The organism is Pseudomonas sp. S3E12, assembly GCF_001702295.1.
Classification (GTDB): domain Bacteria; phylum Pseudomonadota; class Gammaproteobacteria; order Pseudomonadales; family Pseudomonadaceae; genus Aquipseudomonas; species Aquipseudomonas marginalis.
Map to the genome: position 1 here is coordinate 393,706 of NZ_MBDT01000029.1, position 26,401 is coordinate 420,106.

Genomic DNA, 26,401 nt, shown 5'->3' on the forward strand with positions numbered 1-26,401 from the left:
GAGCGGGCTTGCCCGCGAAGAACGCAAGGGCACCGCGTTTATTCAGGATGTCAGCGTTATCGTTGACGTCCTTCGCGAGCAAGCTTGCTCCTACAGTGGGTGGGTGTTTTTGGGTTCAGTGCACGACCCAACTGAGCAGCCATAGCCCAAGCATCAGCCAGATTACCCCGATGATGATCGAGGCACGCATGAACGCGCGTACGGCCGAATACAGAAACAGCAGGCCGACGATCAGGGTGATGATGCTGATGATCGAGGTGTCCATGCCCAATGCTCGGGACATGCCACCGACAAAGTCGCCGCCAGCGTTGGAGAGCATATTGAACAGCCCGCTGAAGAATTCGACGATGTAGTGGATGATCAGACCGAGTGTGTGACCCAACCATCCGAAAAAGTCTACTTGCATAGGTGTGTCTCGATGAAAGAGTGGACGAAATTGCCTGCACTGAGCCTTTGGTTGTTTATCAACCAGGCGAGTTCCTGTGAAGCATAGAGGTTTCGCCGTTTGAATTTGCGTTTACTTCTCCGTTGGACCCTGGCGAGCCTGGTCTTGATGATTGCCCTGCTGTGGCTGGCCGATCGTATTTGGCCGTTGCCGTTGCCCAAGGACGACCTGGCGCGGGTGGTGCTGGCCGAGGATGGCACGCCGTTATGGCGGTTTGCCGATGCCAACGGCGTGTGGCGTTATCCGGTGCAAACCAGCGAAGTGTCGCCGTATTACCTCGATGCACTGCTCACCTACGAAGACCGCTGGTTCTATCAGCATCCCGGTGTTAACCCGTTGGCGCTGGTGCGGGCGACGTGGCAGAACCTGACGGGCGCGCGGGTGGTGTCGGGTGGCAGTACGTTGTCGATGCAGGTGGCGCGTCTGCTGGATCCTCACTCACGGACCTTCCACGGCAAGTTGCGCCAACTGTGGCGCACGGCGCAGTTGGAGTGGCACCTGTCCAAGGAACAGATTCTCAACCTGTACCTGAACCGCGCGCCGTTCGGCGGCACGTTGCAGGGCGTGGCAGCCGCCAGCTGGGCGTACCTGGGCAAGTCCCCGGCGCAACTGACCCACGCCGAAGCCGCTTTGCTCGCGGTATTGCCCCAGGCGCCGAGCCGCCTGCGCCCGGATCGCCACCCGCAGCGCGCCCAGGAGGCCCGCGACAAAGTGCTGCGCCGCCTCGCCGAGTTCCAGGTGTGGCCACAAGCGGCCGTCGACGAAGCGCTGGAAGAGCCGTTGCTGCTCGCCCCGCGCCTGGAGCCGAGCCTGGCGCCGCTGCTTGCCCGCCGCCTGAACCGTCCGGACAGCCCGCCGCTGATTCGCACCACGCTGGACGCCACCCTGCAGCGCCGTCTTGAAGACCTGTTGCTGGGCTGGCGTGCGCGGTTGCCGGAATACACCTCGGCCGCGATTCTGGTGGTGGAAGAAGAAAACATGGCCGTGCGCGCTTACCTGGGGTCAGTGGACATCAACGACGCCAAGCGCTTTGGCCATGTGGACATGATCAGCGCGCTGCGTTCGCCGGGCTCTACCTTGAAGCCGTTCCTGTATGGCATGGCCCTGGACGAGGGCCTGATTCACTCCGAATCGCTGCTGCAGGATGTGCCCCGGCGTTATGGCGATTATCGCCCAGGCAACTTTTCCATGGGCTTTACCGGCGCAGTGCCGGCGAGCACGGCGCTGTCCAGTTCGCTGAACCTGCCGGCGGTGCAGTTGCTGGAAGCCTACGGGCCCAAGCGGTTTGCCGCGCAGATGCGCATCGGCGGCGTGCCACTGGCCCTGCCGGCGTTGGCCGAGCCCAACCTGGCGCTGATCCTCGGCGGCGCGGGCAGCCGCCTGGAGGATCTGGTCAGCGGCTACAGCGCCTTCGCCCGCAACGGCAGGAGCGCCACCCTTCGATTGCAGCCGGACGATACGCTGAGAGAACGGCCCTTGCTGTCGCCAGGGTCCGCCTGGATTGTTCGGCGCATCCTCAGTGGCCAGGCGCGGCCTGATCGCGACCCGCGTGCCGAACTGGTGCAGCGCCCGGTCCTGGCCTGGAAAACCGGGACCAGCTACGGTTTTCGCGATGCCTGGGCGATTGGCGTGGGGCCGCGCTATTTGATCGGTGTGTGGATCGGTCGCCCGGACGGCACGCCGGTGCCGGGGCAGTTCGGTTTGGCCTCGGCGGCGCCGCTGATGTTGCAGGTGCATGACGTGCTGACCAATCGCGACAGCCAGCGCGGCATCAGCGCGCAGGTGGTGGCGGTGCCGACCAATGTCGGCGTGGCGGCGATTTGTTGGCCGCTGGGCCAGCCCATGAACCGCAGCGATCCGAATTGCCGCCGCCAGCGCTTTGCCTGGACCCTGGACAACACCACGCCGCCGACCTTGCAGGCGCTGGATCAGCCGTTGAGTGTGGGCTTGATGGAAAGCGTCTGGGTCAACGCCAAGGGCTTGAGGGTGGATGCCCATTGCCCTGGCGCGGTGTCTAAAAATATCGCCCTGTGGCCCGCACCGCTGGAGCCATGGTTGCCCAGGATCGAGCGCCGTGAAGCGCGGATTCCCGCCGCCGACCCCGATTGCCCGCCACCGGCGCTGGCGGCGTCTTCGCCGCTGTCGATTGTCGGCGTGCGCGAAGGCGACCAACTGCGCCTGCCCGCCGCCAGCCAGCAAACCCTGCGCCTCAAGCTTTCCGCCCTGGGCGGCAGCGGCCGGCGCTGGTGGTTCCTCAACGGCGCACCGCTGGGCGACAGCGCCAACCAGGACAGCATCAATGCCAGTTTCGAGCGCTTGGGCCGCTACCAACTCAGCGTCCTTGACGAAGCCGGCCAGACCGCCCGGCTCGAATTCAGCGTGGTGGATTAGGGCCTCATCGGCGTCAAGTCGAATCGTCGCACCACTGCTATTCACTTGCCTTCACTCTCCATCCCCCTGAAGCTATACCCATTCAGGAGCCCCCCATGAACCTCGAACACCTCACCGAACGCCTGCACCGCATCCGCGATACCAACGACTGGAAGCCATTCCACAGCCCGAAGAACCTGGCCATGGCCGCCAGCGTGGAAATGGCCGAACTGGTGGAAATCTTCCAGTGGCTCACCGAAGACCAGTCCCGCCAGTTGCCCGCCGATAAACTCGCCCACGCCGGCCAGGAAGTGGGCGATATCGTGCTGTACCTGCTGTTGCTGTGCAGCGAGCTGGGCCTGGACATGAACGAGGTGGTGCGCGCCAAACTGGCCGACAGCGAGCGGCGGTTTGCCCATGAGTGACCGGCATTTCGACCAGTTGGCCACGCGCTTCGCCGAGAAAATCTACGGCGGTGCAAAAGGCGCGATTCGCCTGGCAGTGCTCCAGGCCGACCTGGCTGAGGCCCTGCCGGAGCGCCCGTTACGCGTGCTGGATATCGGCGCGGGCCTGGGGCATATGTCGCTGTGGCTGGCCGAGCGTGGCCATCAGGTGACCCTGGCCGAACCCGCCGAGCCGATGCTCGAGGGCGCGCGCCAACGCTTCGCCGAGGCCGGGCAGGACGCCACCTTTATCCACGCGCCGTGGCAAGACTTGCTCGGCCAGCTCACCGAGCCCTACGACCTGGTGCTGTGCCATGCCGTGCTGGAATGGCTGGCCGAACCCCACGGGATCCTGCCGGTGCTGCATCAGCTGACGCTGCCCGGTGGCTGGCTGTCGCTGGCGTTCTACAACCGCGATGCGCTGATTTATCGCAACCTGCTCAAAGGCCATTTCCGCAAGATGCGCAAGAATGACATGGCCGGCGAAAAGCAGAGCCTGACCCCGCAACAGCCCCTCGACCCGCGGGAATTGGCGGCGCAACTCGAAGGGCTTTGGCAGGTCGAAAGCCAAAGTGGCGTGCGGGTATTCCACGACTATATGCCGGTGGAATTCCAGGCCCGCGCCGACTTGAAGGACCTTGTAGAGATGGAGCTCGCTCACCGTCGTCACCCAAGCTTTGCCGGACTTGGGCGTTATTTGCACTGGATCTGCCGCCCGGTATAAGCGGCCCAGTCTGCGGAGGTCGAAATGCGTCGTCTCTGTTTGATCCTGTTATCCCTCGGGCTGGGCGCCTGCTCCAGCCCCAACCCTTATGTGGCGGCTTCTGCGCCCATGCCGCCGGCGCCCGCGCAGGCGGCCACGACCTTTGATGCCAGCGCCTACCCGGCGCCGGTGCGCGACTATGGCGCCTACCGCAATTGGGCCTGGCGCAACGGCCAGCTCCCGGCCGGCACGGCCTGGGCGGACTCGGCGCAGATCGCCGAAGCGGTCAGCGGCGCCCTTGACCAGCGCGGCCTGCGGCCCTTGCACGACAACCGCCCGGCGGACCTGCTGGTGAGCGCCGATGTGCGCCTGGAGAAGCGTCTCAAGCAGGTCCAGGACGATTACGGCTACGGATACGGCGGCTATAACCGCTACGGCCCGGGCTACGGCATGTACAACTCGGTGCCGATCGTGCGCACCTATGAAGTTCAAGTGGTGGTGGTGCGGGTTAACCTGTTCGACGCCCGCAGCGGCCAGCCGGTGTGGAGTGCCAGTGCGGAAACCGGCAGCCAGGGCAGCCTCAGCGAGCGTGCGGATGCGTTGCGCCAGGCCGTGCAAAAGGCGATGACCGCCTATCCTCCGAGTTAACAGCTATTCTCATCTAAAGCCCGGTCCCTTGTTGGAGATCAACCATGTTTCGTCGTATCGCTACGCTAGCTTTTGTTGTGCTGCTGGGCGGTTGCCAGACCAGCCAGGTCAACCACGATTTTGATGCCAGCCGCGACTTCGGCGCCTACCGCAACTGGGCCTGGAAAGACCCGGCGCTGCAATACCGGCCTGATGATCCGCGGATCAAGAGCGACCTCACCGAACAACGCATCCGCCAGGCCGTGGGTGAACAGCTTGACCAGCGCGGCCTGCGCCCGGCAGCCGCAGGCACCCGGGCTGACCTCAACGTGCAGGCCTACCTGATCGTCGAAGACCGCCAGCAACAAGTCACCACCAACTATGGCGGCGCCTGGGGCGGCCCGTGGAACGGCTATTGGGGCGGGCCGATGTACAACGAAACACGCAACATCACCTACAAGGTGGCGACCATCCAGATCGACCTGCTCGACGGCAAGGACGGCAAGTTGGTGTGGCGCGGCAGTGATGAACAGATGATGAGCAGCACGCCCAACCCCCAGGATCGTAATAACGCGATTCGCACGACGGTGACCCGCATCCTCTCCAGCTATCCCCCGCATTGACCCTCTGCCGGAGCGCTGTGCTTGCGTCCGACTGCGCCTGTTTGCCATCAGGTTGATTTGTGGCGACTTGCCAGCGCTCCTATGAAGCCTTGTCTACACTCCACAGCATCTACGGAGAGTAAGCGCGAAGGAGTGCTCGATGTCTCCCCGACTTCGTTGCAGGCAGCGTGGTGCGATTGGCTTGATGGCGGCCTTGACGCTGGGTTTGGCGCTGGTTTTCCTGCTGCTGGTGGTTGACAGCGGCCGGCTCTATCTTGAAAAACGCAAACTGCAAGGCATTGCCGACATGGCCGCACTGGAAGCGGTGCAGCGCAACGGCGATTGCCTGGCGGCAAGCAACAACACCGCCAGCACCTTTGCTGGCGCCAGTGCTTCGCGCAATGGCTACATCATCCCGCCTGCCAATGCACTGGATGTTCGCTGCGGTTCGTTGACCACGGCGGCCTCGAATTTACGGGTCTTCTCCGCAGACGCCACCCAGCGCGATGCCATTCAGGTGATCGCTTCGCGCCCGGTGTTGACCAGTGTCGCCGGTGGCGTGTGGTCGCTGTTCAATGGCGGCGCCTACAGCCTGACCACGTTATTGACGGCCAGGGCCGTGGCCGCGCCGAAGATTCTGCCGCCCCAGGCGCAATTGACCATCAAGTCCACCCTGGTGTCGGTCAATTCCAACGATTCCGCGGCGTTGAACCTGCTGTTCGGCAAACTGTTGGGGGGTAACCTGTCGCTGGATGTTGCCAGCTGGCAGGGCCTGGTCGACAACAACATCAACCTGCTCGGTTATTTGAACCAGTTGGCTGTGAACGTGGGGGTACAGGCGGGCAATTATGACGAGTTGCTGGCCAAGAACCTCAAGCTCGGTCAACTGATCGATGCGGCGGTCACCGTGTTGCAGGCCGGCACCGGCACCGCCACGGTGGCCGCCTCAGGGCTTGCGCAGATCAATGCGTTGGTGGGCGACCTCGACGTCACGTTGGGCAACGTGCTGCAGTTGCAGACGGGGGCGGTGGCCGCCGGGCTCAACACCACGTTGAATGTGTTCCAACTGGCTGAAGCTTTTGTGCAACTGGCCAACAAGAAAAACGGGGTGGTCGCTGAAGTGCCGGTGACTATCCCGGGGGTGATCAACGCCAGCGTCAAGCTCAAGGTGATCGAACCGCCACAACTGTCGGCGATAGGCGACCCCACATACGCCAAGAACAAGACCGATGCGAGCACGCGGATTTATGTGCGCACGGCTCAGCTCAGCCTGGGGTTGACGGTGGCGCTTCCGCTGCTTAATACGCCTGCGGTGAATCTGGTATTGAACGGCTTGGTCAGCCCGCTTACGGATGTGTTGAACAATCTGCTCAGCCTGAATTTGGCCGGAACTGTCAGTTCGCTCCTTTGTGCGGTCGGAGGGACGCCTTGCCGGACCACCGACTTGAGGCTGCTGTCTTCCGCGACGAACCCACCGGTCTCCAGTGTCGATGTGATTCTGGAACTGGGCAGCGCCGAAAGCTATGTCACCGGGTTCACCTGTGCGAGTGACGCGACTAAAACGCTGACCACCCAAACCAACGCCTCGGTGGTGACCATCAAAATCGGCCAGAGCCCCACCCTGATCAATTCGTTGGGTACCAGTCCGCCGCTGGCGACGGTGCCACCGCTGCCGGTGATCGACATCGGTGCGGTGACCTGCCTCAAGCCGTTGTTGGGGCTTGGCCCGACCACCTGCGATTACCCTAACCGCAAGGCGTTTTATGGCGGTGGGATTGGGATGCTTATCGACCCGGACTTGGGACCGATCACCGCCGCTGGTAGCGCCTACACCTACAACCAGCCACCGGAGATCAAGCAGCCACCGCTCTACCATGGGCTCTCGACCGCTAGTTTGGTGGCGTCCCTCGGGCAGGCGTTGCAAGGACGGTTGAAGTTCCAGGTTTACAAACCCACAGGCTTCAACCTGCTCGGCGGGTTATTGACAACCAGTGCCACGCTGCTCAACGACGTGAATACCACCCTGGGCAACGTTATCGGTACGGTGCTCAGCCCGATTGTCGACCCGCTGGTCAATGGCTTGCTGTCCACGCTGGGCATCAACCTGAACCAGGTGGAAGTCGGTGCCAACCTCAGTTGCAAACCCCACGGGCAGGCGGCACTGGTGATTTAAGCGTCCACGATGGGTAACTCCACACAAAACCTGGCGCCTGCTTCGCCATTGACGACACTCAAGCGGCCGCCCATGTTTTCCACAATTCCGTAGCTCACTGATAAGCCCAGTCCTGTCCCCACGCCAATGGGCTTGGTGGTGAAAAACGGTTCGAAAATTCGCTCCAGCAGGCGTGGGTCGATACCGCCGCCGTTGTCCTCTACCCAGATCCGCACATGCCGCGTGTCCTGCTCGCAACGCAGCGCGATCCAGGGGCGCAGCGCCGGGTTTGTTTCGCGCTGGCTCAACAGGGCATCGCGGGCGTTGACCATCAGGTTGATCAGCACTTGTTCCAACTGATCGACATAGCCTTTGACCTGCACCCGTGCGTCCGACAGGGTGACACGCACATCCACCCCCTTGCCACGCAAGCCTTCGTTGAGCAGTGACAGCGTGCCCTCGACAGCCTGCGTCGGGTCGAAGGGATGTTGCTCCATTTCCGAGCGCCGGCCGAATACCCGCATATGGTCCACCACCCGCGCTGCGCGTTGCACCTGGGCATCGATGCGCTGGAGTTTTTCGGTGAGGTAATCGACCTCGGCGTTGCCGTCGCCAAGGCGCTTGAGCACATTGACGATGGCCATGCGCATCACGTTCAGCGGTTGGTTGATCTCGTGGGCCAGGCCCGTGGCCATTTCGCCGAGGGTGGCCATCTTGGCGCTTTGGGTCAGCTGTTGCTGGGAGCGGCGCACTTCCGTGTTGTCGCGACCCACCGCTTGTACTTCCACCAGCGCGCCATGCTCATCAAACACGCCGCGGTCCGACCACACCCACCAGGCATGCTCGCGCCCAGGCAGTTCAAGGCTGATTTCAGCAGTGCTGACCGGGAATTCCGGGGTCAGCTGGCGGATGCGTTGCACAAAGGCCTGGCGCTGTTCTTCCGACAGCCAATGCCCAAGGTTCATCCCCGGCAGTTGTGTGGGCAGGCATTCCAGGTAGTTGGCCAGTGGCGTGTTGCCGAAGGTCAGTGTCAGGTCCGGGCGGTAGCGGCAGATCATCGCCGGCGAGTCTTCCACCAGGATGCGGTAGCGTTCTTCGCTTTGCTTGATGTGCTCGGCGGCCAGGGTCGCGTCGGTGACGTCCAGCCAAAGGCCGACGGCTTCGACCGGTAAACCGAGGTCATCGCGCAGCAGCTTGGCTTCGTCGAGCAGCCAATGGTAATGACCCTGTTTGTCACACACGCGGTAGCGGCTGCGCACATTGCCTTCACGCAGCAGTTGGCGGGTGCGTTCGAAGTACAGGTCGCGGTCCTCGGGATGGATCCATTCGATGAGGGTGGCCGGCGTGCACTCGGCGAGGGTGCGGCCGAGCAGAGGCAGCAGGCTGTCACTGAAAAACAGCGGCTGCAGGGTGCCTTCTACATACCGTTGCACGTAGATGATTGCCGGGGAGCTGGCGATCAGGTTATCCAGCCGTGCGTGGGCGGCGGCGGCCTGTTGCTGCTGGTTTTTTATGTCGCTGATGTCGAGCATGAAGCCGATCACTCGACGGCTGTTTCCTGCGCCCAATGCCAGGCCTTGAACGCGATACCAGATGGGGCTTTGGGCCGAGTCCAGGCGATGCAGGCGCACGCTGGCAGACACCGGCTTGCTCAGGGTCTGCAAGTCCAGCAGGCGGCTGGCGAGCTCCTGACGATCAGCGGGGTGGATCAGCATCAGCCAGTCTGTCAGGGCCATACGTGGGGTGCTGTGGTGGGGGCTCAGGTGCTGCAGCAACTGTGGGGCCAGCTGTATGTCTTCAGTGTCTGCCGGCAGCTCCCACCAGCCGGTGCCCAGTAAACCTTGCAGGGCTTCGAGCCGCTCCAATTGCTGCTGATGACGCTGCTCGCGAAGGCGGCTGAGCAGAGGTGCGGCGAGGGCCGCAGTCAGCTGTAGCCAGGCGCGTTCACTGGCTTGTTCTTCGTCACGATAAAAACCGCAGAGCAGCCAGGCGGCAACGCCATGCTCGTCACGGTAGGGCACCAGGAAGCCCTCGGCATTGGCGAAAACCCCTTGCAGGCGTGGATGTTCGCTGAGGCCCTGGTTCAGGGTCAGGCTCAAGGGGGTCTTACCGTCCAGGCTATCCAAGGCCGTTCCCAGGGATTGCCCGTCGTGCCACAGCGGCGGTGCATCGTGGGCGCGATAATGGCTATGAACCAGCCAGCCCTGGTCGTGCTCGTCGAGCAGGGCAATGGCGACACAAGGAATCTGCCAGTGCTGGGCGATATTCTGCAGGTTGTCCTGCAGCACCTCGGGCAAGCGCGTCAGGCTGCAGACCCGCAGTTGCTCGCTGATCTGGTCACTCAGGTACTGATTCTGTTCGATGCCTTCAGCCAAATGCCGGTGGGCGATCAAGTCGCCGATGTCCAACAGCTGCAGCAGCCACCCATCACCTTGAGGCTCAATCCAACCTCGGGTTTGTACGGGCCGCCCGCCGTACCCCTTGAAATCCAGGTCCAGGCTCTGCCCCTGCCAGTCGCCGGGGTTGCCCTCGATCACGACGGCGCTGTGGTTTTGCACATAGTCCAGCAGCGGCACCGGGTGTTGCGGGTCAGGCGTCTTTGCCAAACGATGACGTAGTGTTCCGTGGGTTTGCACCACCCGACCGAGGTTGTCCAGCTGGATGTGCAGGCCGACATGCATGGGTGGCTGGGCCGACGAGGCATGGAGGCCAGGAGGGCGGCCCAGGAGTCGATCGAAAAACCTTTCCCCGGCGGTCAAAACTGCAGGCTCGCTTGGGCGGAGAGTGTCGCAGGCAAGTTGGGCACGGTGCCGAGGCCTGGCAGGACCAGAAAGGGCAAGACGCTTTTAAGGTTGTCGGAGGGGTAGTTGATTTGTACGGTCAGCATGCCGGTGCCCGAATAGGTGGCTGTGACATACGCGGGCACGAATTTGAAGGCGGGGGGCAGCCATTGCAGTTGTGCCTGGGCGGCGGCGATTGCGCGGTTTTTCAGGGCATCGGCGTAGCCTGGGGTGGTGGGGTCCAGGGCCACGCCGCGCCTCACGCCTTCCGCCGTTGCCTGGTTGAATGACTGCAACAGCAGCAGTGGCAGGCTGTAACTGAGCAAACCGTAAAACACGGCAAAAAAAATCATGAATACCATCGCGAACTCAAGCGCGGCGGCACCTTTCTGTTTTCGAGGGAGGCCTTTTTTCATGACTGCGTCTACCCTGACAACCACTACCTGATGTCAGCATAGAATCATTCAGCGGAAAGGGATTTTTTTTACGTGATTCAGAGCCTGTTGCTGTTTGTTTGGCTGGCGTTGTGTGCGGTGCAGGATGTCCGTGAACGTCAGATCGCCAACCGCCTGACCCTGGGTGGGTTGCTGCTGGCTTGGCTCTACGTGCTCTGGAGCGGTACTACCTGGCTTGGCGCTTCGGCTGCCGAGGGTGGGTGGGCGTTTGGCTTGGCGCTGCTGTTGAGCCTGCCCGGCTATGCCTTGGGCCGGTTGGGGGCGGCGGATGTGAAATTACTGGCGGCTCTGGGGGTGGCGACCAATAGCGACTACTTGCTGGGCACTTTTGTCGGTGCGGGGGCGGCAAGTGTGGCGTGGCTGTTATTGGCGCCGAGGGCGTGGCCGCTGATGAATCAGGGGGTTAGAAACGCTTTGCAGTCCCTTCAGCCGCAGGCGTCAAACAAGCAGCCCTTTGCGCCTTTTCTGTTTGTGGGATTCGCCCTGGCATGGGTTTGGATCCATTAGTCGTGACGTAGGCTGGTGCTATGTACATAGTCAGAAAGTACGTCTACGTTTGTAGTTACGTTGTTCGGAAAAATTAAGCGGAGCAATGGATCGGTTGGTCTTTGGCTTGCCCAGGCATGGAGTTGCGCGTGAACAAGCTTACCTCTGAAGTGAAAGTGCTGGTTGTCGATGATCAGCCTCTGATTGTGGAAGAACTCTGCGAGTTTCTGGAAAGTAGCGGTTATCGTTGCACCCCTTGTCACTCAAGCCTTGATGCGGTCGAGCGTTTTCGCGAAGACGCCGGAATCGGCCTGGTGCTGTGCGACCTGCATATGCCGGACATGGACGGTATCGAGTTGGTGCAGGAGTTGCAGCGCCTGGCCGGCAAGCAGCGCGTGTTCGAAGCGATCATGCTGACGGGGCGCGCCGACAAGCAGGATGTCATCAAGGCGTTGCGCGCAGGAATTGCGGACTACTATCAGAAACCGATCAACCTCAATGAACTGCTCGAAGGTTTGCAGCGCCAGGAGGCGGTGCTGCAAGAGCGGCACAAAAACCTGGAACTGGGGCAGTTGAACCAGAAGCTGCAGTACCTCTCGGCGTCTATCGATGATCTGTATCACGATCTCGACAAAGTACGCAGCAGCCCTCAGCCCTTGGCTGTCTCGAGCGTTGAGGACGGCGAAGCCGCCGACGTCGAGATTCCGGTGATTTTCAAACAACTGTCACCGCGCCAACTGGATGTCGCCAGGCTGGTGGGCAAGGGGCAGACCAACTACCAGATTGCCTGTGAGCTGGGCATCACGGAAAACACCGTGAAGCTCTATGTGTCCCAGGTACTGCGCCTGACGCACATGCATAACCGCACGCAACTGGCGTTGGCGCTGTCACCCAGTGGTGCTTCGATACGCCAACGGGTGAGCGCCCACTGACTATTTGCTACCACCGCCCGCTGAGTTGCCGCCTTGTTTCTGCTCGTAATACTCGGGAATCGCGTGTTTGTAGCTGTCCATCAGGCGCTGCATGGCGTTCTCGCGCTCAGCGGGGGTGGCCTTCTGCGGTGTGGAGGAGGCCATTTGGCCGCTGAGCTGCAGCTGTAGCCAGCGTTCGGTCTGTTGCTGCTGCGGTGATGAGGGGCCGGGCTCGATGGCCTGGGCGGCCAGGGGCAGCGTTGCCAGCAGCAGGTTGGCGAGCAGTGTGAGTTTCATAGGGGCACTCCCTGATGACTTACTGGATAGGCGCCGGCAAGGCCTTGCTGACCGTCGCCATCTGGGCCTTGGATGGCGATGCCGGTGAACGTTTGAGCTGCTGCGCCCGGGCCTGGGCCTGGGTGACTTGATCAGGACTCAACCCCATGCGTCCGGCCACTTGTGCCGCCTGGCCCCAGTTGTCCTGGTAAATCAGCAGGGTCACCAGGTTGACGGCGGCCAACTGATTGCCTTGGTTGAGTTCCATGGCGGTGAGGAATTCGAAACGTGCATCGTTCATGCGCAGCTGGTTGAGGTAGACCACGCCCAGGTCATTGCGGATCTTTTCATCGGTGGGCGACAGCCTGGCGGCCTGTTGCAGATGCGCCATGGCTTGAGCGTTGTCACCCCTGGCGACGGCCAATTGCCCGAGGCCGTGTTCGCCTTCCGCCGACAAGCATGTGCCCAGCAGGGTTTTGTACAGCGGCTCTGCCTCGTTACGCCCCAGCAATCGGTAGACCTTGGCCTTGCGCAGGCGTACCTGGGGCAGGCTGTCCGACATGTTTTGCAGATTGGCCAGGCTGGCGTGCAGCTTGCCGTCGTTGGCCATGTCGTCGGCAAGGTTCAGCGAAAGTTCCTGGTCGGCGCTGGGCTTGGAGCAACTGCCGTGAGCGGTGAACCCCGCCCAGGGCGTCTGGCCCAGGTTTGCGCAACCGCCCAACAGCAACAAGCCGCATGCAGCAATCAGTGCTTTCATCGTGTGTCCTTTCAAGGCCCCATGGCCTTCGATATGGCGATAAAGCCGGGGCCGGCCAATACAATCAGCAACGCCGGAAACAGAAAAACCATCATCACCACGGACATCTTCGCCGACATCTTGGAGATGAATTCCTGCATGCGCGTCAGGCGACGGTCGTCCAGCAGTTGCTTGAGCGCCTGCAACGATTTCATGGCGCCGCCACCCTGGTACAGAAGCTGTTGCAGAATCGAACAGGTATCGCTGAATTCATCGACGCCGAGCATCAGGCTGGCCTTGCTCAACTCTTCGCCAAGCTCCAGGCCCGAGTCCACCCGGGCCAGCACAATGCGTAATTCCGAGGTGAGCACCGGCAGCAGTTTTTGCGCTTCATGGGCCATCACCCGCAGGGTCTGCTCAACGGCCATGCCTGATTCAAACAGGATCCTCAGCAGCGGAATAAAGGTCGAGACCTCTTGGGCAATCTGTTCCTGGCGACGTTTGGCCAGCGCCGCGAGCACGCGCTTGGGCAGCAAGTAACCCGTGGCCAGCCCCAGGAACGGCGCGAGCCATACGGGGTCGGCCTCCGCGAAAAACACGCCCTGTATCAACAGTGTCAGGCCCAGCAGCAACAGCGGAGTCGCCACTTGGCAGGCAGCAAACATCGAGCGCTGACCGGCCCTGCGCCAGCCGAGTCGGTTGAGCAGAGTTTGGGTTTCGTTATCGAGGCTGATGGTGCGTTGGCCAATCCGGGTGTTGCCCAACTGGCGCAACCACTGGCTTATCTTGTCTTCACGCGTGGTTTCGCCCTGCAATCGGGAGGTGACCAGGCGCTGCTGGCGACGTTGCGCCAGGATATTGCCGACCACCAGCAACAGCGCGGCAAAAAATAATAATGCGCTGAGCAGCAGGGCCATGTCAGACGCTCCTCAGCATGCGCCAGAGCGCGACGCAACCGAAGACCTGCATGAGGAACGCACCGACCAGCATCCAGCGGCCACTGTCATCCGTCCACATCCCCACCAGATACGTCGGGTTGGTCAGTAGGAAGTAGCCGGCAACGCTGACCGGCAGCAGCGCCAGCACCACCGCTGTCACCCGGGTTTCCCCGGTCATCGCCCGCAGTTGACGGGCGCCCTGGTCCCGTTCGCGGATCAGCTTGATCAGGTTTTCCAGCAGTTCGCTGGCGTTGCCGCCGTAGCGATGATTGACCTTCAGGCCGAGGGCAAACAGGCGCAGTTCATCCTGTTCATAAAACTCGGCAAAGTCGTGCACGGCTTCCGGCAGGCTGACCCCGAGGATGACGTTGCGCTTGATACGCCCCATGGACCTCTTCAGCGGGTCGTCACTGGCCTCTATGCCACCCAGTACGGCATCCGCCAGCGTGCGTCCGGATTTGAGGCTGCGCACGGCATGGTCCAGCAGTTGCGGCAATTGCTCGATCATCCGACGCAAACGGCGTTGGTAGCGCAGGGCGAGGTAGAACCGCAGGATCAGCGGCGGCAGCAAAAGCATCGCCAGCAGGCCCAGCCATTGAGCGGCGAGCACACCCAGCACCACGCCCAAGCCCCATAGTGTGAGCCATAGCCCCAGGCGTTCGGTGGGTTTGCCCAAGCCGGCGCGAATGAACATGCGCTCAAGGCTGGTCACCACGGTCTTGTCATTCAACGCCTGGGGCTGGCCCTGGCCGAGACGCTCCATCACACGATCGGTCCGGGCCTGGCGCAAGCCACTGCGCATCAGGCGCGTGGCCAGCAACAGCATGCCCAGGGAGATCAACGCGAGCAGGATCGGACCGATCATCAGGCGTCTCCTACAGTGGCATGGGGATTTCGCGGCGCAATTTGTCGCCGGCGGGGTTGACGGCATCGCGCAGGAACCCGAACCCGGTGCGTTTGTCATGGCGGAACAGCGTGTTGGTGACATACACGTCATCACGCACACCCACCACTTCCACCACTTCACTGACGCAACGGCGGCCGTCGGGCAGGCGAGTCAGTTGAATCACCACATCCAGTGCCGCGCAGACCATCTGGCGTAGGGTTTTTTCCGCGATCACGCGACCGGTGAGACCCACCAGCGTCTCCAGGCGCAGCAACGCATCCTGTGCGTTGTTGGCGTGCACGGTGCTCATCGAACCGTCGTGGCCGGTGTTCATCGCCGTGAGGACGTCGAGCACTTCCACGCCACGAATCTCACCCAGAATGATGCGATCCGGGCGCATCCGCAGGGCGTTGCGAATCAGGTCGCTGGCCTTCACTTCACCGTGCCCCTCGGCATTCGGCGGACGGGTTTCCAGGCGCACCACGTGGGGGTGGCCCAGTTGCAGTTCGGCCACGTCTTCGATGGTGACGAGCCGCTCATGGGGGTTGATCAGTTGGCTCAGGATGTTCAGCAGCGTGGTTTTTCCCGTGCCGGTACCGCCGCTGATCAGAATGTTGCAGCGCTTGCCGACGGACTCCTGGAAGAACTCGAAAATCGCCTGGTCGATCGTCTGCATGGCCATCAGGTCGGTGCTTTTGAGCATGTCCTTGCGAAATTTTCGGATCGACAGGCAGGGGCCGTCCAGGGCAATCGGCGGAATGATCGCATTGACCCGGCTGCCGTCCGGCAACCGCGCATCGACCATCGGCGACGACTCGTCCAGGCGCCGCCCCAGCGGCGCCAGGATGCGCTGTATGACCCGCTCCACGTGGTGGTCGTCGATAAAGCGCAGGTCGCTCTGGTGTAACAGGCCATCGCGTTCGATGAACACGCGATGGGGGCCGTTGACCAGGATTTCGGTGACGGACGCGTCGCGCAGCAGCACCTCCAGCGGCCCGAACCCGGTGAGTTCATCGACAAGCTCTTCTGCAAGACGCTCCATTTCGTAGCGGGAGACCGCCAGGTGCATGCGGGTGATGTACTCGGCGACCTTATCCGTCACAAATTGCGCCAGGGTTTGGCGGGTGCCTTCCAGCAGGTTTTTTCCCGACTCCTCGATGGCATCGATGATATAGCGGTGCAGGACCAGCTTGAGGCCGTCGTGATCGGTGTTGCCTGGCGCGCCGCGTAACGGTACGCCGAACAGTTTCTCGCTGCTCATTTTGTGCTCCAGAGCCGGGTGAACCAGTTGGCCGGTGGTTTCTCAAGGCCCTCGGAATGTTTGGCCAGACGCTCGCCGAGGGTGCGCAGGCCTTGGGTCAACGGCTCCCGTGGCGACAGGGAAAACAAGGTCTGGCCTTGGTTTTTGGCATTCAGGCGGATTTCTGCGCTCAGGGGCAGTACGGCAATCACCTCCAGGCCGAAGGTTTTGCCCAGCGCTTCGGCCTCCGGAGCGGCGCCTTTGATATAGCGATCGACCAGCAGGCGTCCGTGCTCCAGTTTCATGCCTTTTTCGCGCCATCGATTGAGCACCGCAAGGTTGCGCCGGCAGTCGAGCACGCTTTGATCGGTGCACCACAGCAGCTTGTCGCAGTGGCTGACAAAGGTGCGCAGCGCTTCGCTGTCCGGTTGCCCGGCAAGGTTCACCACAATGTGCTGAAAGTGTTGGCGCAGTGCGCTGAGCAGCATATACAGCTCGGCGGCGCTGGTTTGTTCCAGTGCTTCGTCGCCGTCGGTGTAGGCCAGGATGCGCAGGCCGGCTTCGGTTGAGGTGAAGGCGCTGTTGATCAGGGTCGCATCCAGGCGCCGCAAGTGGCGCAGGGCATCCCCGAAGTGAAACGAGCTTTCCAGGCCCAGCAATGCCAGGCTGTCGCCCCGGGGCAGCCCCAGGTCCAGCACCAGAGTTTGCTGCCCGCTTTTTTGCACCACCTGAGCCAGGTGGAGAGCGAGCAATGCGCCGTCGGTACCGCATTGAGTGCCATACAGCACCGTGAGACCGCCCAGGTGGGTGGTATGGGTGACCGCCGGCAGGCGTTTGCTCAGGCGTCGCACCAGGCCCGCGACTTCGCTGGAGCGCGAGCCATAGGCGACAAAGTCACGTGCGCCGGCGCGCATGGCATTGAGGACGAGTTGATTGTCCATGCCGTCGCCCAACGCAACGATGGCCAGCATGGGCTTGGCTTCCAGTGCCCCTTCGATCAGGGCGCACTGTGTGGTGACGTTTTCTCGGTCCAGGCCGATGAAGACCAGGTTGGCGAAGGTCACGTCGACCAGCGCCAGCAACTCGTCGAGGCTGCCGCCTGCGCTGACCACTTGGCCCAGCGGTGCAAGAGCGCCCTGAAGCCATTCGAGGTCTGTGCTGTTGCGCGTGATGGCCAGGAATGTCTGGCTCAGGCTCTCGCTCATTGGGAAAGCCCCGTGCGCCGGTCGAAGTTGCCATTTTCGAGGAAGAACAGGCGGTACCAGTTCGGGTCGTAGCTGCGCAGTTTTTCGCCGGGCAGGGAGGGCAACTGCGCGTCGGCGGCCAGGGGTTGCACAAGGTGCGGGGTGACGATCATCAGCAGCTCTTTTTCTTCGCGGCTGATGTTGGAGTCACGGAAGAATGCCCCCAACACCGGGATATCGCCCAGCCCGGGAAACTTGTTGATGGTGGAGCGGTTGTTGGTGCTGATCAGGCCACTGATGACAAAGCTTTCACCATCGGCCAGCGACACGCTGGTGTCGGTACGCCGCACGGTGAGGGCGGGGACCTGGATACCCTGGATCTGCACCGCGTTGCTGTAGTCCAGCTCGCTGACTTCAGGGGCCACCTTGAGGGTGATGCGGTTTCGGTCGACCACCGTGGGGGTGAGGGTCAAACGAATACCGAACTCTTTGTACTCGATGGAGATCGTGTCGCTGCCCGCGCTGGGCACCGGAATCGGCACCTCACCACCGGCCAGGAAGGTTGCACTTTGCCCGCTCAGGGCGACCAGGCTGGGGCGCGCCAGGGTATAGGCAAAGCCGCTGCTTTCCAGGGCGTTGATCATGGCCGAGACTCGCCCGCCGCCGAAACCGATATTGAAGTTGGACGCGCTCACTGGCAGGGCCGGCGTGCCGGCACTGGGCACGGTCAGGTTGGGGCTGCCGATGAGGAAGTTCTTGCCGATCCCCAGGATCGAGGTACTCGCTTCCTTGAGTTTGGAGCGGCTGACTTCGACAAAACGGATGTCGGTCTGCACCTGGCTGGGCAACGAGGGATCTTCCGAGGGCGACAGCGACAGGCTGGTCAGCGCCGAGGTGGCTTTGCCTTTGACGAACACCATGCTCTGGCGTGGGCTGCTCGAACATGCCGTCCAGATCATCAGGCTGGTGGCCCCTTGGGAGACGCCGGTGAGCAGGAACGCCTGGTTACCGTTGACTTGAACGTCGGCGATTTTTGGATCACCAACGGCCAGCCGGGTAATGGCCACCGGGGATTGCAGGGCTTGTTGCATGCCCTCACCGACTTCAAGCGTAGCGGGCAATTGGCCCAGGCTGCTGCAGTTGCCGGTTGCCGCCTGTGCGCTGCCGATCCCCAGCAGGATGACGAGGGCCCAGAAAGCGCGTGAAAAAAACCGCACGGAACGACTGCTCATTCAAGGCATCCTTAGCGCTATCAGGGCGTTTGTTGAGTAACCTGGTTGCCGCGTATCACCTCGATACTCGAGCGACGTGGCGTGCCGTTGGCCGCCGATGGACTGGCGTTGTTGGTGGGGGTGGATGTAAAGGCCAACTGATTGAACTGGTAGAGATCGCGCTTGGCATTGTCGAGGTTTACCAGGGAGTCATTGTCGCCCGCCCAGTAGAGGCTCAAGCGTTGTTCGTCGGCGCTGCGCACGGCCAGGCGCAATGCGCCTGCCTGGGTCGCCAGCACCAGCCGAGTCATCAATTGCTCTGGAACCGCGAGCAACACCGTGCGTGCGCTGGCGCGGTTCTGTTGTTGCCTGGCTTTGTCTTGCGCCGTGGTTGCCACGGGGGAGCCGGGTTTGCCGTCATTGGTCAGCCCCAGTTGGTCGCCCACACCCAGCAGGCGAAGTGCAGGGATTACGGTTTGCGCCGAAGGTTGCGGGTTACCGTTTTCCTGGCGCAGGTACAGCATCACGTCGACATAGTCGCCGGGGTTCAATTGCCCGCCGGCACCGGTGACTTCATCCACGGCAACGGCCAGGGCGCGCTCATTGGGGCGGATCATGCGGGCGAGGCTCCCGCCGGCGTCGAAGCTCTGTTCGGTCAACCACGTGCCGGCCTCAAGGCTGCGCCAGGGCACGCGGCCGATGGCTTGTTCCAGTGTGGTGAGGCTGCCTGCCGGGGCCGTACGCAGCTTTTCCAGGGCCAGGTCGGCAGCCGTGAGGGCTACGAAGGGCGGCACGTCATGGGCCAGCACCACCACGGCTTGACGTGTGGGGTCTTCGGCGGGCGCGACCGCAGTGGCGCTGGCAAGCGGTTGGGTGACGACGGCGGTTGCCGGTTCAGGACGGCTCAGCACGAGGCCCCAATAGCCGGCAATCAGCGCACCCACCAACAGTAATCCGGCCAGAATCATACTGATGCGACTGCTCATAAAGGCTCTCCCTTTCCTACTGCAGAACCTGCCGGCTGGTCCATCCAGTCACTGCGCAATGAGTTCACGCTGAACATCTAACTATTTCGCTATTTGAAGGTAGTTCAGCTAGGACGAAATGCCATTACCCCCTGGGAAATATTCTGTACTTCAGTTGGAAACAGCCCGGATTTGGCGCCATGGAGTTGGCTAATACTTTGTGATTAGTCGCTTATTACAGTTGTTGGGAGTGCATTTGCCGACAATGCTCTAACAGCAAGGCGGAATCATGTCTTAGGCCCTCTATATCGGCGCTTTGAGCGCGCAGGAGAAGTCATATGTTCCTTGATGTCATTCGCAAGGTGTTTATCAAAATCCAGATTTTTTCCTATGAAAGAGAAGGGGCTTCCGGTATCGAATATGCAATTGTCGCGGCGATGTGCGCGGCGGTGATCGGGCTGTTCATGACGCCCATCAGTACCAAAGTTAAGGCTATTTTTACTTCGATCCAGACAGGCATCGGCACTTGATCAATACTGTAGTGTGACTACCCTGAGTGCATTACCAGTGTCAGGACTTTTCCCATGAGTTCCTCTTCGCCGACCCGGCAACAAATCCTGTTAGTGGACGATGAAGAGGACGCCCTTATCGAGCTCGCCGAATCCCTCGAGAATGAAGGGTTCGTCTGTTTCACGGCCAGCTCCGTCACCGAGGCTCTGCAGGAACTCACCCTCAACCCTGATATCGCCCTGGTCATCACCGACCTGCGCATGCCCGAGGAAAGTGGTATCTCCTTGATCAAGCGCCTGCGCGAACACACCTCACGCTCGCACCTGCCGGTCATTGTGATGTCGGGTCATGCCGAGATGGATGACGTCAGCGATATGCTGCGCCTGCAGGTGCTGGACCTGTTTCGCAAGCCGATCTACCTGGTGCGGTTGATCGATACGTTGAACAGTCTGTTTCCCATAACCAAACGCTATCTGTAGGAGCGAACACGTTCGCTCCTACAGGCGCCTGCGTCACAGCTGATAGCTGAAACTCAACATATAGCGCGGCTTGCGATTGAAGTTGTCGAGTGCCACGTCTGACATCGGCTTGGCCGCCTCGAGGGCGATGTTGTAGTACTTGGCGTCGCCAAAGCGCATTCCCACAGCGGCCGATGACAGGTCGTTGTGCTTGATCGGCAAGTCGTTGAACCAGGTCCGGGCGCGGTCGAGCACCACGTAGGGTTGCAGGATGCGCACCCAGTCGCCGGCGCGGTTGTAGCTGTAGTTGATCTCGTAGGCCATGCCCCAGCCCTTGTCGCCGGAGCCTTGATCATCGGGGTAGCCACGGCCGAAGTTCTGCCCGCCAAAGGTGGCGCGCTCGCTGTCGGGCAAGGTGTCGTCGCTCCAGTAGAGGGCGCCGGAAACCACGCCTTGCCAGTTACCGAACAGCGTGTTGCTTTGCACGCCTGACAGGCGCAGGCGGAAGAAGTCGAGGTCGGGCTTGAGGCCGCCGAAGTCGCTGCGGGCCTTGGCTCCCATCGCGTGGGTGCCTTGGTAGAACCCGGCGCTGAGGATGCGCAGTTGGGTGGTTTCGGCCTTGCGCCAGTCGCCTTCGACGGCCAGGGCGCGCAGGTCGGTTTGCAGCGCCAGGCGTTGCGGGAACCCCACCAGTTGGTAGCGCGTGGTCTGGTCGACGGCGTAATAGCGTGCGCCGAGGTTCAGAGACTCATTGGGCGAGGCGATCAACGGGTGGCTGAGGCCGATGGAGTAACGGTCAATTGCCTGGTGTGGCTTGAGTTCGAAGCCGCCGCCCAGTTGCAGGCGGGTACGTGGATCGGCGCGGTAGCGTTCACCCGACAGCACCCACTGGGTGCCTTCGGCATTGATGAACTGGCTGTAGGCGGCACGGTAGTAATGTTCTTTATCGTCTCCCGGTGGGAACAGGCCACTGACGCTCAATTGTTCGCCCATGGATGTCCACGCGTTGCTGGTGGCCGTCAGGAGCGCCTGGGTACCGCCTCGGCTGTTCTCGTTCAGGCTCATGCTGGTGGTGAAGGGTTTGCGGCTGGCGCTGATTTGCATGTGGGTGCCGCCATCGGTGGTGCCGGGCGGTGGTACCTGAGCCTGCAACGTCACCCCGGGGATGGTGCTCATCAGGGTGGTATAGCGCTCGAAGGTCTTGCGGGTAAGCGGGCGTTCGGCCTTGAGCTTTTGTGCCAGCTTGTCGACGTAGGACGACACCGAACCGATATCGCCCTGCACGTTGTAATCGCGGATATAACCCTCCACCAGCACCACGCGCACCAGGCCGTTTTCGAAGCGTTGCTCCGGCAGGAAGGCGTAGGACAACAGGTAGCCATCCTTCTGGTAGCGCAGGGTGATGCGGCGCGTGGCCTCGATCAGTTGCGCTAGGTTGGTTTCGCGGCCAATCAAGGGCTCGAAGACCTGGGCCACGTCCTTGAGCGGATAGACCGTGCCGCCGTCGATCTGCAGTTTGCGGATGGTCACGTTGGTGTCCATCCGCAAGGGCTGCGCCGCTGTGTCGGCGGGCACCGGCAATTGGGTCTGCGTGGGAGCCGGACGGTAGGCATCGGCGGGCAGGTTGGGTACGGGCAGGTTGCGGATGGTGTCGTTACTGTTGAGGAAGCTGGGAAGAGTATCGGCGTGTGCATAAGCACTGAGGGTGAGCAATAACAACGGTGTCAAAGCGCGCATAGGACACTCCATGGTCAAAACTGCAGCGGCGTTTTGCAGACGCCCGCCGGGCTCTGGGGCGCGGTTCGGGTGTTTTTCATAGGCCTCTCATGGCCCATAAAAAAGACGAGAGATGGATGGGATCTCTCGTCTCAACCAAGCGTAGGCGCTGTAGATGAGGCCGTCTAATCGGCCAGGTGCAATTCTATTTTGTGCCGGTCAGGCCACCGAGAATCCCGCCCAGTACACCACCGTTTGCAGTGGCGCCTGCGCTGGTCGTTGTGTTGGCGCCCACGCCGAGACCGCCGCCGGGCAGGCCTCCACCACTGCTTGTGCCGCCGGTCACAAGGCCGCCGACCGACGCCACGGTGCCACCCACTGCGCTCACGGTGCCGCCCAAGGCGTTGGTGACCGGGTTGGCGTTGGTGGCGCTGATTTGTCCGCCCAGGCTGCCGACCGCGCCGCCCACGTTGGTGACGAGGCCGTTGACCGGCGCACCCAGCCCCGTGGCCCCGCCGACGGTTTGGGTGAGGCTCTGTACACCGCTGGTGACAGGGTTGAGTGCGACGCCGAGGGTGTTGGTGATCGGGGCAACCGCCGCACCGGCCGTTGCGTTCGGTACGCCATTGCCGCCGAGCAGGGTACCCAGGGATGCCACGGTGCCGCCGGCCTTGACGCCTGTGACGCCGGTAGCGCTCACCACTCCATTGGTACTGCCCGCATTCAGGCCGCTGCTGGCGCCTGCGATCACGCCGCCGACCAGTTCCGCCAGGCCCAGTGAGTTAGGGCTGCCACCCGTCCCGCCGCCGTTCGAGGCGACATAACCGCTGGCCGTGCCAACCGTGGTGCCCACGCCATTGAGCACGTTGCCTACTACGTCAGTCACAGGATTGTTGCCGGTACTGGCGACTTTATCGCCAAGGCCGTCGACAGTACCGCCGACTTTTTGCAGCAGGCCGCCGACCGGGCTGCCCAGGCCGGTCGTGCTGCCGACTTTGCCGGTGGTGTTTTCCAACAGGGACACCACGGGTACCAGGACTCGTGCGCCAACGGTATCCGTGACCGAACCCAACGGGCCGGTAGTGCTGGCAGTGCTTAATGTATCGCCGAGCATGGTCACGGCATTGCCGACTTTATTGACCACGCCGCCCACTGCTGGGGCGGCGGTTCTCACCACCGGCACTCTCCCGAGCAAGGTGGCGACGTTGTCCCCTGTGACGCTTACCCCATCGCCCAGGTCAGAAACGCCGTTGCCCACGCCGGCGAGGGTTGTGCCCAAAGCGTTGCTGTCGGTACCCAGCGAGCCCAGGCCTTCCGACAGGCCATCACCGATACTGCCCACGGCGGTGCCGGTCGCGGTCACCAGGCCGTCGGCGGTTGCGCCTACGATCGGCAGGCTGCCGAGGGTGGTGCCCAGGCTGCTGACGGTGCCGCCGAGATCGGTTACGGTGCTGCCGACGGTGTCGACCACGTCTGCGGTGACCAGCGTGCTGCCGGTTCCGCCTGTGCCGCCACCCGTGCCGCCGGTTCCTCCACCGGTTCCGCCTGTGCCGCCGCCCGTGCCGCCGGTTCCTCCACCGGTCCCGCCGTCCGTGCCACCCGTGGCAGCAGGGTCCGAGGACGCAGAGCCGCTGCTGTGATGCCCGCCGCCACCGCTGCTGCAGCCGCCCAGCGTCATTGCTATTGCCAGGGCCAGCGCGGTACTTGCTCTCCAAAACACTACTTGAGTTTTCATGATTGAGTTCCCTGCACCTGTACAACCTTAGTTGTCATCAAACGCTCGTTATTTCTTGGATAGCGATGCGTTTGTCCGTGTGTTCATCACAGACCCAGGTTGGCGTTCTCTCAATGCTCAAGTTGGTATTAACGATTTATATAGAAGGGTCGAAACATCCGCTTAGTGATTAATGAGAAGGGTGTAGGGAGAGGGTGTATCAGGATATATATATGTTTTGATTCAACGGGTTGAATAAACATAGCGGACGTGAACACGTCCGCTATTACTTAGGGCATATATATACAATTAATCAGGGTTTTTACCCGATGGGCCGCCACTTACCGGCCATATGTTCAATGTCACCCGCCCCTTTCAACCACAATTCACCACTGGAACCGGCAGCGCTGCTGTGCAGTATCACTTCGCTGGGCAGGCGCACCGGTTTCTTGAACACCACCTCTATTTCCACATTCGCGGCGGGCAGGTGCTCACCGAGGGCCGCCAGCGTGCGTGCCTTGTTCCACAACCCATGGGCGATCGCCTGGGGAAAGCCAAACCCTTTGGCGGTCAGCGCACTCAGGTGGATGGGGTTGTAGTCGCCCGATACCCTCGCGTAGCGGCGGCCGATATCGGCGGGGGCTGCCCAGCGCGTCAGCTCGCTGACCTGTGCAGGTACAGGTGCAGGGGGCGTGTCATCCGCCGCGTCGCCGTCGAGTTTCACGCCGCGACAGAGCATCCGGCTCTCGGCTTCCCACAACACGCCCAGAGAATCCTCGGCGCAGGTCACCACGTCAAACGTTGCGCTCTTGGCGTGGGGCTGGAGGTTTTGCGCGTGTACGCCGATGAACATTTCGTTGATGCTGCCCAGGGGCCTATGGATGCGGATGCGATTGCTCAGGTGAATCAGCCCCAGCAGCGGAAAGGGAAAGGCCTTGGCGGTGAGTAACTGCATCTGCAAGCCGAACGCCAGGATGTGTGGATAAGTCGCCGGCAGGATGGGGCTCTCGACAAAACCGCAGACCTTGCGATAGGCCGCTACGTCCCTGGGGTTGACGCCGACCCGGCAGCGCAGCCCTTGCTCGGGCAGTGTGTTGCCAGTGATCTTGCGCTTGAGCGCTGCCCGCCAATACAGCGGTGGCAGAAACGGTGTACTGCCTAAGGTTTGCCAATCCATGCTTACGCTCCCAATAGACTTTGCCCACATACCCGCAGCGCTTGCCCGCTGACCGCCCCGGACCCCGGCTGGCCCAGCCAGGCCACGGCTTCGGCGACGTCCTGCGGCAAACCGCCCTGGCCCAGGGAACTCATGCGCCGCCCGGCTTCACGCAGGGCAAAGGGAATATGCGCAGTCATCTGGGTTTCGATAAAGCCGGGGGCTACAGCGTTGATACTGATCCCGCGTTCCTCCAGCAACGGCGCCCACGCCTGCACCAGGCCGATCAAGCCGGCCTTGCTCGCGGCATAGTTGGTTTGCCCACGGTTGCCGGCGATGCCGCTGATGGAGGCCAGCACCACCACGCGGGCGTTGTCGCGCAGGGTGCCGCTGTCCAGCAGTGCCTTGGTCAGCACTTGCGGGGCATTGAGGTTGACCGCCAGCACCGCGTCCCAGTATTCCGGGGTCATGTTGGCCAGGGTCTTGTCACGGGTGATCCCGGCGTTGTGCACCAGGATGTCGAGGCCGTCGGGCAGGTGTTCGATCAACTGGCCGGCGGCGTCTTCGGCGCAGATATCCAGCACCACGGTGCGCGCACCCAGGCGTGCGGCCAGGGCCTCGAGGTCGGCCTTGGCCTGGGGCACGTCGAGCAGGATGACTTCGGCGCCGTCGCGGGCCAGGGTTTCGGCGATGGACGCGCCAATGCCACGGGCTGCGCCGGTGACCAATGCCTTGCGCCCGGCGAGGGGGCGAGTCCAGTCTTCGACGGGCGTGGCACAGGCCTTGAGGCGAATCACCTGGCCGGAGATATAGGCGCTTTTCGGTGAGAGGAAGAAGCGCAGCGCGCCTTCCAGTTGGTCTTCGGCACCGTCGCCGACGTAGAGCAATTGCAGCACGCCGCCGTTGCGCAGTTCCTTGGCCAGTGACCGGCTGAAACCTTCAAGGGCGCGCTGGGCGCTGGCGGCGAACGGGTCGCTGAGGCTTTCCGGCGCGCGGCCGAGGATCACCAGGTGTGCACTGTGATCCAGGTTTTTCAGCAACGGTTGGAAAAACTCACGCAGTTGCTTGAGCTGGTCGGTGTGTTGCAGGTCGCTGGCATCGAACACCACGGCCTTGAGCTTGGGGCCGTGGCCGGGAATCCAGGTCGAAGTGTCGGCGCCGTACGTGTAAATGGCGTCGGTGAGCCGGTTGGCAAACGCTTTCACGTTCGTTGCCAGCGCGCCACCACCCAGTAACAGCGCACCTTCCACCGGGCGCAGGCGTCCGGCTTGCCAGCGTTCCAGGCGTACCGGTGACGGCAGGCCAAGGGCGGCGACCAGGCGATGGCCCAGGCTTGAGTTGGCGAAGTCGATATAACGGTCAGACATGGAACGCTCTCCGAAGGCTGGGGTTCAAAGGGTTGACCATCCCAGGGTAGCAGTCGTTCGACTAGGCTCA

The 26,401-nt window shown here is 62.2% G+C and carries 25 protein-coding genes; 10 read left to right on the plus strand and 15 right to left on the minus strand.

All coding sequences use genetic code 11. The annotated features are described in order from the left end of the window. Nucleotides 1-115: 115 nt before the first annotated feature. A complete protein-coding gene (locus BB029_RS23320; RefSeq protein ID WP_065940946.1) occupies nucleotides 116-406 on the minus strand; it encodes a hypothetical protein in 291 nt (96 codons plus the stop codon). Nucleotides 407-505: 99 nt separating this feature from the next. On the opposite strand from BB029_RS23320, the gene pbpC reads away from it, so the two are divergent. The 6 genes from pbpC (at nucleotide 506) to BB029_RS23350 (ending at nucleotide 7,363) form a co-directional block, all read left to right on the plus strand. After that, nucleotides 506-2,836: a peptidoglycan glycosyltransferase PbpC gene (pbpC, locus tag BB029_RS23325; protein WP_083236471.1), complete on the plus strand. Its 2,331-nt coding sequence runs from the start codon at nucleotides 506-508 to the stop codon at nucleotides 2,834-2,836. 95 nt (nucleotides 2,837-2,931) lie between these two features. Then, the gene (locus BB029_RS23330; RefSeq protein ID WP_058423592.1) at nucleotides 2,932-3,240 is read left to right on the plus strand and encodes a MazG-like family protein; all 309 of its coding nucleotides are present in this window, start codon (nucleotides 2,932-2,934) and stop codon (nucleotides 3,238-3,240) included. Beyond that, nucleotides 3,233-3,982: a methyltransferase gene (locus BB029_RS23335; protein WP_027607984.1), complete on the plus strand. Its 750-nt coding sequence runs from the start codon at nucleotides 3,233-3,235 to the stop codon at nucleotides 3,980-3,982. Before BB029_RS23330 ends, BB029_RS23335 begins: the two co-directional genes overlap by 8 nt. 24 nt (nucleotides 3,983-4,006) lie before the next feature. After that, complete coding sequence (locus BB029_RS23340) at nucleotides 4,007-4,609, plus strand: DUF4136 domain-containing protein (protein ID WP_065940947.1); 603 nt, start codon at nucleotides 4,007-4,009, stop codon at nucleotides 4,607-4,609. Nucleotides 4,610-4,653: 44 nt separating this feature from the next. Beyond that, complete coding sequence (locus tag BB029_RS23345) at nucleotides 4,654-5,211, plus strand: DUF4136 domain-containing protein (protein ID WP_027607982.1); 558 nt, start codon at nucleotides 4,654-4,656, stop codon at nucleotides 5,209-5,211. Nucleotides 5,212-5,350: 139 nt separating this feature from the next. Next, a complete protein-coding gene (locus BB029_RS23350; protein ID WP_065940948.1) occupies nucleotides 5,351-7,363 on the plus strand; it encodes a pilus assembly protein TadG-related protein in 2,013 nt (670 codons plus the stop codon). Here the strand turns inward: BB029_RS23350 and BB029_RS23355 are convergent. Together BB029_RS23355 and BB029_RS23360 are read right to left on the minus strand one after the other, a co-directional pair. Next, nucleotides 7,360-10,023 carry an ATP-binding protein gene (locus BB029_RS23355; protein ID WP_371914629.1) on the minus strand — a complete coding sequence of 888 codons (2,664 nt, stop codon included), beginning with the start codon at nucleotides 10,021-10,023 and terminating at the stop codon, nucleotides 7,360-7,362. The genes BB029_RS23350 and BB029_RS23355 overlap by 4 nt on opposite strands. A 74-nt stretch (nucleotides 10,024-10,097) precedes the next feature. Then, the gene (locus BB029_RS23360) at nucleotides 10,098-10,538 is read right to left on the minus strand and encodes a TadE/TadG family type IV pilus assembly protein (RefSeq protein ID WP_065940950.1); all 441 of its coding nucleotides are present in this window, start codon (nucleotides 10,536-10,538) and stop codon (nucleotides 10,098-10,100) included. A 72-nt stretch (nucleotides 10,539-10,610) separates the two neighbouring features. On the opposite strand from BB029_RS23360, the gene BB029_RS23365 reads away from it, so the two are divergent. Continuing rightward, complete coding sequence (locus BB029_RS23365; RefSeq protein ID WP_065940951.1) at nucleotides 10,611-11,084, plus strand: prepilin peptidase; 474 nt, start codon at nucleotides 10,611-10,613, stop codon at nucleotides 11,082-11,084. A gap of 128 nt (nucleotides 11,085-11,212) precedes the next feature. Next, the gene (locus BB029_RS23370) at nucleotides 11,213-11,995 is read left to right on the plus strand and encodes a response regulator transcription factor (RefSeq protein WP_065940987.1); all 783 of its coding nucleotides are present in this window, start codon (nucleotides 11,213-11,215) and stop codon (nucleotides 11,993-11,995) included. Here BB029_RS23370 and BB029_RS23375 read toward each other — a convergent pair whose 3' ends face one another. Genes BB029_RS23375 through cpaB form a run of 8 tightly spaced genes read right to left on the minus strand, consistent with a single transcriptional unit; the run spans nucleotide 11,996 to nucleotide 19,431 of the window. Continuing rightward, entirely contained in the window at nucleotides 11,996-12,271 is a 276-nt protein-coding gene (locus BB029_RS23375; RefSeq protein ID WP_065940952.1) for a DUF3613 domain-containing protein, read from the minus strand. A gap of 19 nt (nucleotides 12,272-12,290) precedes the next feature. After that, nucleotides 12,291-13,007, minus strand: coding sequence for a lipopolysaccharide assembly protein LapB (locus BB029_RS23380; protein ID WP_065940953.1), 717 nt, complete (start codon nucleotides 13,005-13,007; stop codon nucleotides 12,291-12,293). Nucleotides 13,008-13,018: 11 nt separating this feature from the next. Continuing rightward, nucleotides 13,019-13,903 (minus strand): type II secretion system F family protein, encoded by an 885-nt coding sequence (locus tag BB029_RS23385; protein ID WP_065940954.1) that lies wholly within the window; start codon nucleotides 13,901-13,903, stop codon nucleotides 13,019-13,021. Nucleotide 13,904: 1 nt separating this feature from the next. Further along, the gene (locus tag BB029_RS23390) at nucleotides 13,905-14,789 is read right to left on the minus strand and encodes a type II secretion system F family protein (protein WP_065940955.1); all 885 of its coding nucleotides are present in this window, start codon (nucleotides 14,787-14,789) and stop codon (nucleotides 13,905-13,907) included. 10 nt (nucleotides 14,790-14,799) lie between these two features. Beyond that, nucleotides 14,800-16,071: a CpaF family protein gene (locus BB029_RS23395; protein ID WP_065940956.1), complete on the minus strand. Its 1,272-nt coding sequence runs from the start codon at nucleotides 16,069-16,071 to the stop codon at nucleotides 14,800-14,802. Beyond that, on the minus strand, nucleotides 16,068-17,255 hold the full coding sequence (locus BB029_RS23400) for a pilus assembly protein (RefSeq protein ID WP_065940957.1): 1,188 nt from the start codon (nucleotides 17,253-17,255) through the stop codon (nucleotides 16,068-16,070). The genes BB029_RS23395 and BB029_RS23400 overlap by 4 nt, the downstream gene beginning before the upstream one ends. Then, nucleotides 17,252-18,466, minus strand: a complete 1,215-nt coding sequence (locus tag BB029_RS23405; protein WP_065940958.1) for a type II and III secretion system protein family protein — start codon at nucleotides 18,464-18,466, stop codon at nucleotides 17,252-17,254. The genes BB029_RS23400 and BB029_RS23405 overlap by 4 nt, the downstream gene beginning before the upstream one ends. Nucleotides 18,467-18,486: 20 nt before the next feature. Continuing rightward, nucleotides 18,487-19,431, minus strand: coding sequence for a Flp pilus assembly protein CpaB (gene cpaB / locus BB029_RS23410; protein ID WP_065940959.1), 945 nt, complete (start codon nucleotides 19,429-19,431; stop codon nucleotides 18,487-18,489). Nucleotides 19,432-19,748: 317 nt separating this feature from the next. On the opposite strand from cpaB, the gene BB029_RS23415 reads away from it, so the two are divergent. Further along, entirely contained in the window at nucleotides 19,749-19,940 is a 192-nt protein-coding gene (locus BB029_RS23415) for a Flp family type IVb pilin (RefSeq protein ID WP_065940960.1), read from the plus strand. Nucleotides 19,941-19,994: 54 nt separating this feature from the next. Next, entirely contained in the window at nucleotides 19,995-20,399 is a 405-nt protein-coding gene (locus BB029_RS23420) for a response regulator (RefSeq protein ID WP_065940961.1), read from the plus strand. A 33-nt stretch (nucleotides 20,400-20,432) separates the two neighbouring features. Here BB029_RS23420 and BB029_RS23425 read toward each other — a convergent pair whose 3' ends face one another. From BB029_RS23425 to BB029_RS23440, 4 genes are all read right to left on the minus strand, one after another. Continuing rightward, on the minus strand, nucleotides 20,433-22,115 hold the full coding sequence (locus BB029_RS23425) for a ShlB/FhaC/HecB family hemolysin secretion/activation protein (RefSeq protein WP_065940962.1): 1,683 nt from the start codon (nucleotides 22,113-22,115) through the stop codon (nucleotides 20,433-20,435). Between the two features lie 184 nt (nucleotides 22,116-22,299). Further along, nucleotides 22,300-23,829 (minus strand): collagen-like triple helix repeat-containing protein, encoded by a 1,530-nt coding sequence (locus BB029_RS23430; RefSeq protein ID WP_065940963.1) that lies wholly within the window; start codon nucleotides 23,827-23,829, stop codon nucleotides 22,300-22,302. A 301-nt stretch (nucleotides 23,830-24,130) separates the two neighbouring features. Next, nucleotides 24,131-24,985 (minus strand): MaoC family dehydratase, encoded by an 855-nt coding sequence (locus BB029_RS23435; protein WP_065940964.1) that lies wholly within the window; start codon nucleotides 24,983-24,985, stop codon nucleotides 24,131-24,133. A 2-nt stretch (nucleotides 24,986-24,987) separates the two neighbouring features. After that, nucleotides 24,988-26,331 (minus strand): 3-oxoacyl-ACP reductase, encoded by a 1,344-nt coding sequence (locus BB029_RS23440; RefSeq protein ID WP_065940965.1) that lies wholly within the window; start codon nucleotides 26,329-26,331, stop codon nucleotides 24,988-24,990. Nucleotides 26,332-26,401: the final 70 nt, after the last annotated feature.

Excerpts from the sequence above, each read along its gene's own strand:
- BB029_RS23320 (WP_065940946.1), bottom strand. The coding sequence starts at position 406 with ATGCAAGTAGACTTTTTCGGATGGTTGGGTCACACACTCGGTCTGATC.
- BB029_RS23330 (WP_058423592.1), top strand. The coding sequence starts at position 2,932 with ATGAACCTCGAACACCTCACCGAACGCCTGCACCGCATCCGCGATACC.
- BB029_RS23335 (WP_027607984.1), top strand. The coding sequence starts at position 3,233 with ATGAGTGACCGGCATTTCGACCAGTTGGCCACGCGCTTCGCCGAGAAA.
- BB029_RS23340 (WP_065940947.1), top strand. The coding sequence starts at position 4,007 with ATGCGTCGTCTCTGTTTGATCCTGTTATCCCTCGGGCTGGGCGCCTGC.
- BB029_RS23345 (WP_027607982.1), top strand. The coding sequence starts at position 4,654 with ATGTTTCGTCGTATCGCTACGCTAGCTTTTGTTGTGCTGCTGGGCGGT.
- BB029_RS23350 (WP_065940948.1), top strand. The coding sequence starts at position 5,351 with ATGTCTCCCCGACTTCGTTGCAGGCAGCGTGGTGCGATTGGCTTGATG.
- BB029_RS23355 (WP_371914629.1), bottom strand. The coding sequence starts at position 10,023 with ATGCATGTCGGCCTGCACATCCAGCTGGACAACCTCGGTCGGGTGGTG.
- BB029_RS23360 (WP_065940950.1), bottom strand. The coding sequence starts at position 10,538 with ATGAAAAAAGGCCTCCCTCGAAAACAGAAAGGTGCCGCCGCGCTTGAG.
- BB029_RS23375 (WP_065940952.1), bottom strand. The coding sequence starts at position 12,271 with ATGAAACTCACACTGCTCGCCAACCTGCTGCTGGCAACGCTGCCCCTG.
- BB029_RS23380 (WP_065940953.1), bottom strand. The coding sequence starts at position 13,007 with ATGAAAGCACTGATTGCTGCATGCGGCTTGTTGCTGTTGGGCGGTTGC.
- BB029_RS23385 (WP_065940954.1), bottom strand. The coding sequence starts at position 13,903 with ATGGCCCTGCTGCTCAGCGCATTATTATTTTTTGCCGCGCTGTTGCTG.
- BB029_RS23390 (WP_065940955.1), bottom strand. The coding sequence starts at position 14,789 with ATGATCGGTCCGATCCTGCTCGCGTTGATCTCCCTGGGCATGCTGTTG.
- BB029_RS23395 (WP_065940956.1), bottom strand. The coding sequence starts at position 16,071 with ATGAGCAGCGAGAAACTGTTCGGCGTACCGTTACGCGGCGCGCCAGGC.
- BB029_RS23400 (WP_065940957.1), bottom strand. The coding sequence starts at position 17,255 with ATGAGCGAGAGCCTGAGCCAGACATTCCTGGCCATCACGCGCAACAGC.
- BB029_RS23405 (WP_065940958.1), bottom strand. The coding sequence starts at position 18,466 with ATGAGCAGTCGTTCCGTGCGGTTTTTTTCACGCGCTTTCTGGGCCCTC.
- cpaB (WP_065940959.1), bottom strand. The coding sequence starts at position 19,431 with ATGAGCAGTCGCATCAGTATGATTCTGGCCGGATTACTGTTGGTGGGT.
- BB029_RS23415 (WP_065940960.1), top strand. The coding sequence starts at position 19,749 with ATGTTCCTTGATGTCATTCGCAAGGTGTTTATCAAAATCCAGATTTTT.
- BB029_RS23420 (WP_065940961.1), top strand. The coding sequence starts at position 19,995 with ATGAGTTCCTCTTCGCCGACCCGGCAACAAATCCTGTTAGTGGACGAT.
- BB029_RS23425 (WP_065940962.1), bottom strand. The coding sequence starts at position 22,115 with ATGCGCGCTTTGACACCGTTGTTATTGCTCACCCTCAGTGCTTATGCA.
- BB029_RS23430 (WP_065940963.1), bottom strand. The coding sequence starts at position 23,829 with ATGAAAACTCAAGTAGTGTTTTGGAGAGCAAGTACCGCGCTGGCCCTG.
- BB029_RS23435 (WP_065940964.1), bottom strand. The coding sequence starts at position 24,985 with ATGGATTGGCAAACCTTAGGCAGTACACCGTTTCTGCCACCGCTGTAT.
- BB029_RS23440 (WP_065940965.1), bottom strand. The coding sequence starts at position 26,331 with ATGTCTGACCGTTATATCGACTTCGCCAACTCAAGCCTGGGCCATCGC.